Annotated in this window: 13 protein-coding genes; 5 read left to right on the top strand and 8 right to left on the bottom strand. The window is 71.5% G+C overall.

Annotated elements, in window-relative coordinates; all coding sequences use genetic code 11:
• Positions 1–34: 34 nt before the first annotated feature.
• Both PYR91_RS14265 and PYR91_RS14260 read right to left on the bottom strand, forming a co-directional pair.
• Positions 35–217 (bottom strand): DUF397 domain-containing protein, encoded by a 183-nt coding sequence (locus PYR91_RS14265; protein WP_347943124.1) that lies wholly within the window; start codon positions 215–217, stop codon positions 35–37.
• Positions 214–1017, bottom strand: coding sequence for a helix-turn-helix transcriptional regulator (locus tag PYR91_RS14260; protein WP_279780236.1), 804 nt, complete (start codon positions 1015–1017; stop codon positions 214–216). The genes PYR91_RS14265 and PYR91_RS14260 overlap by 4 nt, the downstream gene beginning before the upstream one ends.
• Positions 1018–1272: 255 nt before the next feature.
• Here PYR91_RS14260 and PYR91_RS14255 point away from each other — a divergent pair, with 255 nt between their 5' ends.
• Together PYR91_RS14255 and PYR91_RS14250 are read left to right on the top strand one after the other, a co-directional pair.
• Positions 1273–1719, top strand: coding sequence for an ATP-binding protein (locus PYR91_RS14255; protein ID WP_279780235.1), 447 nt, complete (start codon positions 1273–1275; stop codon positions 1717–1719).
• A 482-nt stretch (positions 1720–2201) separates the two neighbouring features.
• Positions 2202–3863: a TROVE domain-containing protein gene (locus tag PYR91_RS14250; RefSeq protein ID WP_279780234.1), complete on the top strand. Its 1662-nt coding sequence runs from the start codon at positions 2202–2204 to the stop codon at positions 3861–3863.
• A 100-nt stretch (positions 3864–3963) separates the two neighbouring features.
• On the opposite strand, the gene PYR91_RS14245 is transcribed toward PYR91_RS14250, so the two are convergent.
• Positions 3964–4761 carry a DUF998 domain-containing protein gene (locus tag PYR91_RS14245; protein WP_279780233.1) on the bottom strand — a complete coding sequence of 266 codons (798 nt, stop codon included), beginning with the start codon at positions 4759–4761 and terminating at the stop codon, positions 3964–3966.
• Between the two features lie 173 nt (positions 4762–4934).
• On the bottom strand, positions 4935–5612 hold the full coding sequence (locus PYR91_RS14240) for a helix-turn-helix domain containing protein (RefSeq protein WP_279780232.1): 678 nt from the start codon (positions 5610–5612) through the stop codon (positions 4935–4937).
• Between the two features lie 151 nt (positions 5613–5763).
• On the opposite strand from PYR91_RS14240, the gene PYR91_RS14235 reads away from it, so the two are divergent.
• Positions 5764–6726, top strand: a complete 963-nt coding sequence (locus PYR91_RS14235) for an NAD(P)-dependent alcohol dehydrogenase (RefSeq protein WP_279780378.1) — start codon at positions 5764–5766, stop codon at positions 6724–6726.
• A 339-nt stretch (positions 6727–7065) separates the two neighbouring features.
• Here the strand turns inward: PYR91_RS14235 and xylB are convergent, their stop codons facing one another.
• Together xylB and xylA are read right to left on the bottom strand one after the other, a co-directional pair.
• Positions 7066–8508 (bottom strand): xylulokinase, encoded by a 1443-nt coding sequence (gene xylB, locus PYR91_RS14230; protein ID WP_279780231.1) that lies wholly within the window; start codon positions 8506–8508, stop codon positions 7066–7068.
• Positions 8505–9656 (bottom strand): xylose isomerase, encoded by a 1152-nt coding sequence (xylA, locus tag PYR91_RS14225; RefSeq protein WP_279780230.1) that lies wholly within the window; start codon positions 9654–9656, stop codon positions 8505–8507. The genes xylB and xylA overlap by 4 nt, the downstream gene beginning before the upstream one ends.
• Before the next feature lie 133 nt (positions 9657–9789).
• On the opposite strand from xylA, the gene PYR91_RS14220 reads away from it, so the two are divergent.
• Positions 9790–10977, top strand: a complete 1188-nt coding sequence (locus PYR91_RS14220) for an ROK family transcriptional regulator (protein ID WP_279780229.1) — start codon at positions 9790–9792, stop codon at positions 10975–10977.
• Between the two features lie 45 nt (positions 10978–11022).
• On the top strand, positions 11023–11559 hold the full coding sequence (locus PYR91_RS14215) for a VOC family protein (RefSeq protein WP_279780228.1): 537 nt from the start codon (positions 11023–11025) through the stop codon (positions 11557–11559).
• Between the two features lie 48 nt (positions 11560–11607).
• On the opposite strand, the gene PYR91_RS14210 is transcribed toward PYR91_RS14215, so the two are convergent.
• Both PYR91_RS14210 and PYR91_RS14205 read right to left on the bottom strand, forming a co-directional pair.
• A complete protein-coding gene (locus tag PYR91_RS14210) occupies positions 11608–11979 on the bottom strand; it encodes an STAS domain-containing protein (RefSeq protein ID WP_279780227.1) in 372 nt (123 codons plus the stop codon).
• Between the two features lie 229 nt (positions 11980–12208).
• Entirely contained in the window at positions 12209–12790 is a 582-nt protein-coding gene (locus PYR91_RS14205) for a thioredoxin domain-containing protein (RefSeq protein WP_279780226.1), read from the bottom strand.
• Positions 12791–12889 lie beyond the last annotated feature (99 nt).

The following is a 12889-nucleotide window of genomic DNA, read 5'->3' as shown; positions in this document are numbered from 1 at the left end:
TACCTCCCCCGAAGACGCCCCGAACCAACCGCCGTCACCGCCCGGCCTTCACCCCACCGACAAACGCCGACCACGCCCCCGAACTGACCGTCAACACGGGGCCGGAAGGGTTCTTACTGTCCCGAACAGCGACTCCGGCCGAAAAAGAGGCGATCTCCACACAGTCGCCACCGTTGCCGCTGCTGTACGAGGACTTGCGCCAGTGCAGCTCTGTCATATCCATGTCTCCGCCACCTTTGCCATCAACTCGATCGATTGCTTCATCGGCAGCGCCTCCGCCCGCAGAGACTCCCAAAGGCGTTTTAGGGTCGCCACGTCGGGTGCGTGCTCGATGACGTCTCCGCTCAGCGCATTATCGACATAGACCACTTCCCTTCCGGCCATATCGGCCACGACGAAGGGCCCCGCCAAGCCAGAATAAGCACCGGCTTCCAGCGGCACAATCTGTATGACGACCTCTGGACGCCTTACGGTGTCGAGCAAATGCAGTATCTGATCGTGCATGACCTGCGCCCCGCCGACGGGTCGGCGCAGGACGCACTCATCGAGGACGACGACCAGCATCGGCCTTCTGTCGCCGTCCAGGATGGACTGGCGTGCCAGACGAGCCGTCACCTGATCGTCGACATCGAAAGGTCTACCCGATGTGCCGATGACCTCTCGCGCGTACGACTCCGTCTGAAGTAGTCCAGGTACCAGGAGCGGCTGGTACGAAAGCAGTGCGGTCGCCGTGCTCTCTATCTGCAGCCATTTACCCAGCCACTCCGGGGGCATGGCTCGGCAGACCAGGTCTTCTGTCAGGCGGGCGAGGATGCCGCCGGTGTTCAGTGTGCGGTCGCAGCGTTCGGCGAAGTCGGGCTTGGGGAACCTTCGGCCGGTCTCGACCATGGCGACGAAGGACGGGGAGTAGCCGACGACGGCGGTGGCGAGCTGGGCCTGGCTCAGACCGGCCGCCTCGCGGGCCTGGCGCAGTTCCCTGGCGAAGAATTCGAGCGGTGTCATACCGGTGCCGTTCACGATCCCTCACAGACGCTCACGGGGTGAATGCCGCGCGCACAATCACCGGTGCACGCGGCGCGTTACGCCGGAGCCTACGACGATGGCTCTGAACGCCGGAAGCGTGAAATAAGAACTGTGGAATGCGGTCGGACACAGAGCAGCGAACAGATTCGACTCCAACCCACGGCGGCCACGCAGTGCCCTATATGCACTGACTCATACACATTTCCACTTCCGGGATATCGCCGCACGCGCCTATTCCCAGGAGAACCGATGCCCGAGACCCCGGACGGCATTCGCACCGTCCGATGGAACCTCCCCCACCACCTCGCCATGATCCCCAGAGCCCGGGCCACGACCGCCAGGCTTCTCACCGACTGGGGCCTTCACGACCTCCAGGACGACGTGATCCTGACCGTCGACGAACTACTGGCGAACGCGGTCAACTACGGGGACCCCCCGATCACCCTCGCGATGCAGGCCACCACCGAAGCTCTAACCGTCGAGGTAACCGACCACAGCCCCGGAAAGGTCCGCCACCTCGACCTAGGCCCGGAAGCCCTACACGGCCGAGGCCTGACCATAGTGACCGCCCTAACCCACGACCACGGCGTAACCCCACTCACCCCAGGCCCAGGCAAGACCGTATGGGCCCACTGGAAGCTCACACCCCCTGCCACTCCCCCGGGTGCGGCGCGCCTTGAAGCAGCGATCGGATGACGTTCCCAACGCGTGCCCGCGTTTTCCGAAATGGGAATGCGTCGGATGAAATCGCTCGGTAGCGTTGTATGCGGTTCACAGGGCTTGGAGTGGGCACCCGAGACGCCGGGGGCGACGCCACATCCGTGTCGGCTCCAGACCTGGTCGTTCGTCAGCACTGCCGGTGGTACGGGTCGAATCCGGCTGGTTATCACTGGTGATTCATTACAGGTTCGAGTCCTGTCGGGTCGTCTGGCGACCTGATGCTCCGGTCGGTACACCACATCCGTGCCGCCGGCAGAGCTGACGAGCATGGGGAGAGCGGGTCGAAGTACGTCGGTTATGGGGTGCCGGTCACGCGGGTTCGAATCCCGCCGCCCCTCGGGGTGTCGTCCAGCGGCCCAGGACGCCGGCTTAACCGGCGCACACACCACCACATCCGCTCTCCCCACCCCCCTCACACATCCGCCACCCGGCGGGTCGAACGGCACACGGAGGCCGACATGGCTCGTGACCCCCTGGCGTCCATCTCCACCGTCGCGACCCCGCAGAACCAGCCCATCCCCGGCCGCGCCGACCAGGTGAAGAACGCCGCCGGCGGCTACGTCCACGCCAAGGACACCTGGAACCGCCTGGAGGACTTCCTCCTTCTCGGCACCTCCGGCGGTACCTACTACGTCGGCCAGGACAAGCTGACCTCGGAGAACGCCGACGTGCTGTTCGAGGCCATCGCCGAGGACGGCCCGCGGGTCGTCGCCCTGCTCACCGACATCTCGACGGCGCGGCCGCCCCGCGCGCCCAAGAACCGGCCCGCGCTGTTCGCCCTCGCCGCCGCCTACGCCAAGGGAGACCCCGGCACCCGTCAGGCCGCCAAGCTCGCCCTGCCCAAGGTCGCCCGCACCACCGACCACCTGGCGACGTTCTTCGGCTACCACAAGAACCTGGGCGGCAAGTCCACGGGGCGGGGTACGGCGCCGGTAGTCGGCCGCAGCCTGCGCACCGCGCTCGGGTCGTGGTTCCTGGAGGGCGCTCCGGACGACGTCGCGTTCCGCGTGTGCAAGGCGGCCCAGCGCAGGACCCCGGCCAGGGAGGCGTTCGCGCTGCGCGACGTGCTCCGCATCGCCCACCCCTCCGCCGACACCCCCCAGCGCCGGACGCTGTTCGGATGGATCGCGGGGAACGTCTCCGACGACGAGGCCCGCGACGAGCTGCCCGCCGTCGACCGGTTCCTCACCGCCAAGGCCGTCACCACCCCCGCCGAGGCGGCCCGCGTGGTCGGCGAGGCGCGGGTGCCGTGGGAGTTCCTCCCCGACGCCATGCTCCGCGAGCCGTCCGTGTGGGAAGCCCTGGTCGACACCATCGGCATGACGGCGCTCATCCGCAACCTGGCTCGGATGACCCGCATCGGCACCCTCACTCCGATGGGGGACGCCACCGCGCGCGCCGCCGCCCGGCTCCGCGACCCCGCCGCCGTCGTCAGGGCACGCGTCCACCCCATGGACGCGTGGCTCGCGATGCGCGTCTACGCCTCCGGCCGCTCCCTGCCCAACCGGCGCGCCGAAGTCCAGAGGTGGAAGCCGCTGCCCGCGATCCTCGACGCCCTGGAGGAGACCTACGAGCACGCCTTCGGCACCGTGCGGCCGTCCGGCAGGCGGCTCCTGGTCGCGGTCGACTCCTCCGGCTCCATGGGGCACTCCCCTCTCACCGTCGGCGGCTCGCCCCTCGGCACCGCGTACGAGGTCGCGAGCGCGATGGCCGTCATGCTGGCCCGGATCGAGCGCGAGAACGTCCACCTCATCGACGTCGACACCAGCGTCCACGCCTCGCGCGTCACCCCGCGCACCAACCTGCGGGAGATCGCGACGTGGCGCCCCTCGGGCGGCGGCACCGACCTGTCGCTCCCGTTCACGTGGGCGAAGGACGTCAAGCTGAACGTGGACGGCATCGTGGTGTTCACCGACAACGAGACCTGGGCCGGCCGCTCGCACCCCTCCCAGGCGCTCACCGCCTACCGGCACGCGGTCAACCCCGCCACGCGGGTGGTCGTGTCGGCCATGACGGCGGCCGGCTACACGATCGCCGACCCGGGCGACCTCGGCGTGCTCAACGTCGTCGGCCTGGACGCGTCGCTGCCGCTCGTCGTCAACGGGTTCCTGCGCGGCTGACACCCCCACGCGTCAGACCCGGGCGCCCCGCCGACAGCGGGGCGCCCGGGCCTCCGCCCGAACGGAGTGGCAGATCGTTCCGGCCTGGGACGTGGATGCGTCAGTAGCGGGTGAGGAGGGCGGGGCCCCGGGTGTGGGCGAGGTGGGCGTCCTCGGGGTGGCTGGCGCTCATGGCCATGGTCATGGTGGGCAGGGCGTGGGGGGTGCGCAGGGCGGTCATCATGGCGGCGTTCGCGAGGGGGGCGGGGGCGCGCATACCCGTGTTCCGGAGCGGGAGGGCGGGGGTGGGCGCCGGCGCGGGCTGGGTGTCGGCGTCCTCGGAGGTCCAGGCGATACGGGTGAGCTGGGCGGTGATGACGCCGAGGACGGCGATCGCGATGCCGAGGAGCGTCCACTCGACGACGCCGACCATGACGCCGCGGCCGGGCAGGAGCACGTAGATCAGCGCGGCGATGGCGCCGCCCGCCGCCAGGGCGAGCCACTCCAGGGGGCGCGCCACCGGCCTCCAGCGCTCGTCGTCGCCGAAGAGACGGGCCAGCAGCGCCGCCGCCCCGGCCAGGGCCGCCATGGCGGTCACCATCAGGAACTCACCCACCCGGGTGCCCGGCAACATCGCCGCCCCGACGGCCGACCCCGCCCACACCAGCACAAGCCTCTCGGGCCACCCCTCCACGGGCGCACCCACCACCCGCATGCCCGCCAGCACCCCGAGCGACGACAGGCCGAGCAGCGCCAACGCGAGCTGAGTGGCTCCCCCAAGCTCCAGCGCCGCGTACTGACCGATGGTCAGCCCGACCCTGTCGTGACCGACACCGATCTGACCGGCGGCCACCATGACCAACGCGGCGAGCAATCCGGCGACGGCGAGGAGCGGATAAAGCCTTCTCAGGGGAAGCATGGATCAAGACTGCCTCCAAACGGCGCCTTCCAACATCCGTGTCACCCCTGACCCGTCCCTGATCCGCCCTACGGGTCCCTCAGGGTGGATCAGGGATGTCGACCCCTCGCACTCGGGCCGGAAGGTGCTCAGTCCATGGGAGATGCGTCCTTGAGCGCACCGGCCCCGCCACTTCAGCCGGTCGGGGGGCGGTGGATGTGGTGGAGGGTGAGTGGGGGGCTTGGGGGGAGGGGGGTGGCGGTGGCGGCGCGGAGGGCCTGGAGTTGGTAGGCGACGAAGCGTCTTGAGGCGGCCTGGGTGAGGTGGGGGGTGTCGGTGACGATGCCGGCGTTGGCCATGAGGAGCAGGATGAGGTCGGCCGGGACGAAGTCGGGGCGTAGCTTGCCGGCCTCCTGGGCGCGACGGGCCAGGTCGGCGAAGACCTTCTCCGCACGTACGCGTTCGCCCTCGTGGTCGAGGTTGTCGGGGTAGGCCGAGAGGAACGCGGCGGTGAACGCCCTGTCGTGGGCGTGCATGGCGCACAGGCGCTCGATCACCGTGCAGAAGCCGCGCCACGGGTCGGGGTCGCGGGCGGCGTCGTGGACGACGGCCGCGCAGGCCGCGACCTGGTCGGCGAAGGCCTCGGTGACCAGCGCCTCCTTGGTGGGGAAGCGGCGGTAGAGCGTCGCGGCGCCGACGCCCGCGCGCCGGGCGATCTCCGACATCGGCACGCCCAGGCCCAGCTCGGAGAACGTCTCGCGGGCGGCGTCCACGATTCGGTTGCGGTTGTGCCGCGCGTCGGCCCGCAGCGACGGAGCTTCACCCGGGGCGTCGCGCACCGGGACGGTCTTCCGAGAGGCCTCGACGGACATGTCTCTCACTTTACCCCTAAGTGGAAGACCTCCTTCACTTACCGCGTTGCGGTGGACGTAAGTGGAAGACCTCGTTCACTTAGACCCGGTGGGGCGGCGGTGCCGTCGTACGAACCCGCCGACGAACCGATGGAGGAATCCGATGAGTCAGATGCGCGCAGCCATGTACGACCGGTATGGGCCGCCCGACGTGCTGTACGTGGGAACGGCGGCCGTCCCCGTCCCCCGCCCCGGCGAGGTCCTCGTCCGCGTGCACGCCGTGAGCGTGAACGGAGGCGAGCTGCACCTGCGTTCGGGCGGGCTGCGGCTGATGTCGGGCCGCTCCTTCCCCAAGCGCATGGGCATCGACTTCGTGGGCGAGGTCGCCGAGGTGGGCGCCGAGGTGCGGGGACTGGCCGTCGGTGACCGGGTCTGGGGGATCCTGTCGCGCAAGGACAACTACCGCGGCAAAGCGGGCAGCGCGGCGGAGTTCGTGACCGTGCAGGCGCACCTGATGTCCCACACCCCGAAGGGTCTCGATCTCGTCCAGGCCGCGGCGCTGCCCGTCGGCACCACCGCCATCACCGCCCTGCGCGACAAGGCCCGCCTCCAGGCGGGTGAGCGGCTGCTGGTGCGCGGGGCCGCCGGCGGAGTCGGCAGCGTCGCCGTCCAGCTCGGCAAGGCCTTCGGCGCGCACGTCACCGCGCTGGCCGGCGGCAAGAACCTCGACCTCGTCCGGGAGTTGGGGGCCGACGAGGCCTTCGACTACGCGGTCACCGGCCCTGGCCACCTGGGAAGGTTCGACGTCGTCTTCGACACCGTCGGCAGCCGGCTCCCCGCCTACCGTCGTCTCCTCACCCCTCGGGGCAGGATGGTCACCATCGCCCCCGACACCGGCAACCTCGTCGGCTCGCTGTCGTACATCCTGGTGTCCACCGTGTACGGTCGCCGCCGCGTGCAGTTCTTCTCGGGCGCCCCGACCCGCGACCTCTTCTCCGACCTCACCGCCTACGTGGAGAGCGGCGCCATCCGCCCGGTCGTCGACACCGTGCACCCGCTGACCGCCATCGCCGAAGCCCACCGCGCCCTGGAAGCCGGCGGCGTCCGAGGCAAGCACGTCATCCAGATCGTGTGACCGCGCTTCCGCCTATCCGTGTCCAGGCCGATCGCGCTACGGACGGACGAACCCACCCGGCCGCCGCGCACGGCGCGATGCCTCCAGCACCGTGACAGGCGAGGTTCCCGGCCGAGACTCGATTCTCGTGGCGCCGCGGGGACGCGGTGGGGTTGTGGGGCGAAGCCCCTGGTCGGGGGTCGAAGGGGGCTTGCCACCTGGAAAACGGTCCGGAGCGAAGCGGAGCCCATTTGAGGGATCTGGGCGGGGATTCCTCCCATTTGCAGGGCGGGTATTCCCTCTCGTTCTTCGACGAAAAGGCCCCTGGCGCTGGGCGTCAGGGGCCTTTCGGGCGAGGGGTCAGGCTGACTTGGCCGCCACTTCCGCGTAACGGGGGCGGAGGCCGGGGGTTGCGGGGGCTTCGTAGGGTTCGGGGGTGGTGGCCTGCCAGGGCGGGGGGTCGGGGGTTTCCGACAGGAGCCAGGCCGCCTGGCGGGCGGCGCCGTCGGCCACGTACTCGCCCGGGTCGGGGACGAGGACGGGGTGGCCGAAGACGGTGGGGGCGATGCGCCGGACGGCCTCGGATCTGGCGCCGCCGCCGATCAGCAGGAGCCTCTCGGGGGTCAGGCCCATGGCGTCCAGGCCGTCGGCCAGGCCGCAGAGCATGCCCTCGACGGCCGCTCTCGCCAGGTGGGGCGCGGTCGAGTTGGCCAGGCGGAGGCCGTGCAGCGAGCCGGTGGCGTCCGGGCGGTTGGGGGTGCGCTCGCCTTCCAGGTACGGCACCAGGACGAGGCCGTCGGCTCCGGGCGGAGCCTGGAGGGCCAGGTCGGAGAGCTGGGCCGGGGTGACGCCCAGCATCGCCGCCGCCGCGTCGAGCACCCGCGCCGCGTTCAGCGTCGCCACCAGCGGCAGGAAGCGGCCGGTGGCGTCGGCGAAGCCGGCCACGGTGCCCGAGGCGTCGCGGCTGGGCTCGGCGGCGACGGCGAAGACGGTGCCCGAGGTGCCGATGGAGACGATCACGTCCCCCGGCAGGGCGCCGACCCCCAGGGCCGCGGCCATGTTGTCACCCGTGCCCGGCGCCAGCCGGGCACGGGTGACGGGGCCGCCCCGCCCCGCCGAGGACGACCCGGCTGGATCCGCCCCCCCGGGGCCCCAGGGGCGCAGGAGGCCCGCCTGGCCCGTGGGGGTCAGGACTTCCGGGAGGAGCGGGGTGTGGCCGAGGGCTTGTTTGAGCAGGTCGGTGCGGTAGGAGCCGGCGGACGGGGACCAGTAGCCGGTTCCCGAGGCGTCGCCACGGTCGGTGGTGAGCGCCGTGATGCCGGGGGAACCGGCCAGCCGCCAGGTCAGCCAGTCGTGCGGCAGGCAGACCGCCGCCGTGCGGGCCGCGCTCGAAGGCTCGTGCTCGGCCAGCCAGCGGAGCTTGGTGACGGTGAAGGACGCCACGGGGACGCTGCCGACGGCCTCGGCCCACGCGCCGGGGCCGCCCAGCTCGGCGATCAGGTCGGTGGCGGCCCGAGCCGAGCGGGTGTCGTTCCACAGCAGGGCCTCGCGCACCACGGCGCCGTTCTCGTCCAGGCACACCATGCCGTGCTGCTGCGCGCCCACCGAGACCGCCGCGACGTCGTCCAGCCCCCCGGCGGCCTCGACGGCCTGCCGGAGGGCGGTCCACCAGTGGTCGGGGTGGACCTCGGTGCCGGGCGGGTGCGGCGCCCGGCCCTCGCGGACCAGGGCGCCGGTGGCGGCGTCGCGGATGACGACCTTGCAGCTCTGCGTCGAGGAGTCGACCCCCGCGACCAGCGTCATCCCCGAACCCCGAGGAGGTGTTCGAGCGCGAGCTGGTTGAGGCGGGTGAAGTGGAACCCCCGCTCGGCGGCCTTGTCGGGGTTGAAGTCGTCGCGGGCCAGGTCCTCGAAGGTCTCCCCCGGGGCGAGCGTCGGCACGGCCAGCTCGGTGACGCGGGAGTCCTCCAGGGCTTGCTGAACCTCCGGGTCGGCGCGGAACGCCGCCGACTTGGCCTTGAGGATCAGGTACGTGCGCATGTTGGCCGCGGCCGACACCCAGACGTCCTCGGAGTCCTCGGTGCGCAGCGGCTTGTAGTCGAAGTGGCGCGGGCCGTCGTAGCCGCCGTTCTCCAGCAGGTCGACCAGGAAGAACGCGCTCTTCAGGTCGCCGTGGCCGAAGACCAGGTCCTGGTCGTACTTGGGGCCGTGCTGGCCGTTGAGGTCGATGTGGAAGAGCTTGCCGTGCCACAGCGCCTGCGCGATGCCGTGCACGAAGTTGAGCCCGGCCATCTGCTCGTGCCCGACCTCGGGGTTGAGCCCGACCATCTCGGGGTGCTCCAGCTCGCCGATCAGCGCCAGCGCGTGGCCGATCGTCGGCAGCAGGATGTCGCCGCGCGGCTCGTTGGGCTTGGGCTCCAGGGCGAACCTGATGTCGTAGCCCTTCTCGCGCACATAGGAGCACAGGATGTCCAGGCTCTCCTTGTACCGGTCGAGCGCGGCCCGGACGTCCTTGGCGGCGTCGGACTCGGCGCCCTCGCGCCCGCCCCAGCAGACGTACGTCGTCGCGCCCAGCTCGGCGGCGAGGTCGACGTTGCGCATGACCTTGCGCAGGGCGTACCTGCGGACGTCGCGGTCGTTGCTGGTGAAGCCGCCGTCCTTGAAGACGGGGTGGGTGAACAGGTTCGTGGTCGCCATCGGGACCTTCAGGCCCGTCTCGCTGAGCGCCTGCTTGAACGCGGCGACGGCCTTGTCGCGGTCGGGCTCGGTGGCGAGCAGGTCGTCGTCGTGGAAGGTGACGCCGTAGGCGCCGAGCTCGGCGAGGCGGTGCACCGACTCGACCGGGTCGAGCGGAGCGCGGCTGGCGTCGCCGAAGGGGTCCCTGGCTTGCCATCCGACCGTCCACAGGCCGAAGGTGAACCGGTCTTCTCTTTTGGGTGCGTACGCGTCCACCGCTGGTCTCTCCCGATTTAGTCTAAGTTGTGGACTAAATATCGAACGGTACGCGCCCCAGGTCAAGGGGGACGCGTCCGTGACTTCACCGGAAAGGTCTGACTGCTGTGATCGAGCCCGGGAACGGCCCCTGATGTCACCGGCGGTGCGGCACGGCGCCATGCGCGCGGGCAACCTCGCCGCCGTGCTGGGAGAGCTGGACCGCCGCGGCCCGCTGACCCGCGCCGCGCTGGCCGAGTTCACCGGCCTCACCAAGACCACGGTGTCGAAGCTGGTGGCGTACCTCATCGACGCCGGCATGGCCGTGGAGTCGGGCACGGTGCGCGACGGCGAGCGGGGCCGGCCGGGCGTCGTGGTGCGCCTGAGCGGGCACCGGGTGGCCGCGCTCGGCCTGGAGATCAACGTCGACTACCTGGCCGGATGCGTGGTCGACCTCAGCCGGACGGTGCGCCTGCTGCGCACACAGCCTGTGGACAACCGGGCGGCGACGCCCGAGGACGTGATCGCGCGGCTGCGGGAGCTGGCGTCCGCGCTGCTGGTCGACGCCGGTGAGCTGGGGCTGTCGGTGGCGGGCGGCATGGTGGCCCTTCCGGGCCCGGTCGACCGCGCGACGGGCGCGGTGCACCGCGCGCCCAACCTCGGGTGGCGGGACGTCGCCGTCACCGAGACGCTCGACCTGCCATTGCCGGTGGTGGTCGACAACGAGGCGAACCTCGCGGCCCTGGGCGAGCTGTGGTTCGGGTCGGGCGCCTCGCTCGGGGACTTCCTGCACGTCTCCGGGGAGATCGGCATCGGCGCGGGCCTGGTCGTCCAGGGCGAGCTGTTCCGCGGCGCGCACGGCTTCGCGGGCGAGCTGGGCCACGTCGTCGTCTCCCCCGAGGGGCCCGCGTGCCGGTGCGGCGGGTCCGGCTGCCTGGAGCGCTACGCCGGCCAGGACGCGCTGCTGGCGCCCGGGGAGGACCTCGCCGGCCTGGTGGCGCGACTGCGGGGCGGGGACGCGGCGGCGGCCGCGGCGTGCGAGCGCGCCGGCTCCGCGCTCGGGGTCGCGCTCACCTCCGCCGTCAACCTGATCGACCCCGACACGATCGTGCTTGGCGGCATCTTCGCGCCCCTGTACGGCTGGGTCTCCGCCCCCGCCGGGCGCGCCATGCGCGAGCGGCTCGGGCAGATGCGCCGGCGCGTCCCCACGCTGGTGGTGTCGCGGGTCGGCGCGGACGCCGCGACGCTGGGCGGCGCCGGGCAGGTCATCCAGCGGATCATCGCCGATCCCGGCGCCCACCTGGTCATGCTGGACGCCACGCCGTCGAGCCCGGCCCGCTGACCCCGCACGCGCGCGACACCGGAAAGAGAGCTAAGCTGGAAATAGTTGAGCATTCAACCTTTGGAGGACCCCATGCCCGTCCGCCGCCTCAACCACGCCGTGCTGTACGTCCGCGACGTCGAGCGTAGCGTCGCGTTCTACCGCGAGGCCCTCGGCTTCCGCGTCGTCATGTCCATGCCCGGCGCCGCCTTCCTGCAGGCGCCGGCGTCGTCCAACGACCACGACCTCGGGCTGTTCCAGATCGGGACCGGCGCCGGGCCGTCCCAGGCGGGGCGCGCCACCGTCGGCCTGTACCACCTGGCGTGGGAGGTGGAGACGCTGGACGACCTGGAGCAGGCGGCCGGGAAGCTGGCCGCGCTCGGCGCCCTGGCCGGTTCCTCCGACCACTCCACCACCAAGGCCCTGTACGCCAAGGACCCCGACGGCATCGAGTTCGAGGTGTCCTGGCTGGTGCCCGCGAGCCTGCTCACCGAGGAGACGCTGGCGGGACGCGCCCGCATCGAGCCGCTGGACATCGCCCGCGAGAAGCGGCGGTACGGCGCCGGGACCCCGGGCGGCGTGGGCGTCTCCATCCCGGGCTGACGGCCGCTCGGGCCGGCGGGGCGGGCGGGCCGACCGGCCCGGTACGGGTCAGGCGGCCCGGACGGCGACGACGGCCTCTTCGATGGTGTCGTGGAACTCGAAGTGGCTCTCCAGGCCGCTGATGCGCATGCGCCGCCGCAGATGGTCGGGGATCGCGACCAGGACGAGCCGCCCCCCGGCGTTCTTGGCCTTGTTGAAGATGTGGACGAGCGCCCCCAGGCCTGCGGAGTCGCAGAACCGGATGCCTGCCAGATCGATCACGAGCCTGAGAGCCGCGCCGTCACCCCACACCCGCTCGACATGCGCGTACAAGACGGGCGTACCGCGGAAGTCCAGCTCGCCGCCGACATGCAGCACGGTGCAGTCTTCGAGCTGTTCGTCGATGATTTCCACATTCTGGCCGTGCTGCGACGCGGACATGGGTATGCACCCCTTTACTGACTTACTTGTTGCCAGGAAGGCTATGCCCCGCGCGTCCCATCAGGCCAGCGACGCCGGTTACCGCCCCCTGCCCTCCACGTCCCGCTTGTACCAGCCGCCGCTGTAGAACTCCCACGTCGGCGCGGCGCCGGGCAGCGGGGACCGCCCCCCGCCCGGGCGCAGGCCGGCGAGGGCCAGGGCCGGCAGCCGCCGGCCGACCGCTCTCCGGCTAGCGCGGGCCGGGGCTCAGGGACGCGACGGCGGCGACGATCATCTGGGTGTTCGCCGGAACGGAGACGCCCTCCACGTAGACGGTCGGGGTGGCGTTCACGCCCTGGCGGATGGCGACGGCCGTCACGTAGGCCGCCCAGTCCAGGTAGGTGTGCCGGCGCACGCAGATGCCGAAGGCCGGTTCTGTCACGCCCACCGACTCGCCCAGCCGCGCCAGCTCGTCGTCGGGCAGGCCCGGGCCGCCCTCGGGGGGCTGGGCGGCGAACAGGGCGTAGGTGTACTCGGCGAACCTGCCCTGGTCGGCGGCGCATCCCGAGGCCGACGACGCCCGCGAGGAGTAGCGGTCGGTGGACGCGGCGTCCAGGAAGGCCACGGGATGGTGCACCAGGGTGATCATCCGGTCCTCGACCAGCCCGTCCAGGGTCGGGCCCGTCGTCAGCTCGAACTGCTTGCAGAACGGGCACTGGTAGTCGAAGTAGACGTCCACGCCGACCGGGCCGCCGCCGCGGGCGATGCCGTCGCCCAGCTCGGTGACGCCGTCCGGCACATGGGCCGGCATGATGCCTGGACCTGCTCGCATACTCATACGATCACCCCCGGAGGCCGGAGCCTCGACGTCCCGGAAGGGCGGCACGGCCGCACGCTGCCACTCCTCGCCAAATGGGGACGAACTCCCCTA

It is taken from the genome of Sphaerisporangium sp. TRM90804, from assembly GCF_029846175.1.
Lineage (GTDB): Bacteria > Actinomycetota > Actinomycetes > Streptosporangiales > Streptosporangiaceae > Sphaerisporangium.
Note: the sequence above shows the minus strand (reverse complement) of the source record. Positions and strands in the feature narration are given on the sequence as shown.

Coding starts and splice junctions, on each gene's coding strand:
- xylB (WP_279780231.1), bottom strand. CDS start 8,508: ATGACGCTGGTCGCGGGGGTCGACTCCTCGACGCAGAGCTGCAAGGTC.
- PYR91_RS14245 (WP_279780233.1), bottom strand. CDS start 4,761: ATGCTTCCCCTGAGAAGGCTTTATCCGCTCCTCGCCGTCGCCGGATTG.
- PYR91_RS14265 (WP_347943124.1), bottom strand. CDS start 217: ATGACAGAGCTGCACTGGCGCAAGTCCTCGTACAGCAGCGGCAACGGT.
- PYR91_RS14205 (WP_279780226.1), bottom strand. CDS start 12,790: ATGCGAGCAGGTCCAGGCATCATGCCGGCCCATGTGCCGGACGGCGTC.
- PYR91_RS14210 (WP_279780227.1), bottom strand. CDS start 11,979: ATGTCCGCGTCGCAGCACGGCCAGAATGTGGAAATCATCGACGAACAG.
- PYR91_RS14235 (WP_279780378.1), top strand. CDS start 5,764: ATGCGCGCAGCCATGTACGACCGGTATGGGCCGCCCGACGTGCTGTAC.
- PYR91_RS14240 (WP_279780232.1), bottom strand. CDS start 5,612: ATGTCCGTCGAGGCCTCTCGGAAGACCGTCCCGGTGCGCGACGCCCCG.
- PYR91_RS14250 (WP_279780234.1), top strand. CDS start 2,202: ATGGCTCGTGACCCCCTGGCGTCCATCTCCACCGTCGCGACCCCGCAG.
- PYR91_RS14255 (WP_279780235.1), top strand. CDS start 1,273: ATGCCCGAGACCCCGGACGGCATTCGCACCGTCCGATGGAACCTCCCC.
- PYR91_RS14220 (WP_279780229.1), top strand. CDS start 9,790: ATGTCACCGGCGGTGCGGCACGGCGCCATGCGCGCGGGCAACCTCGCC.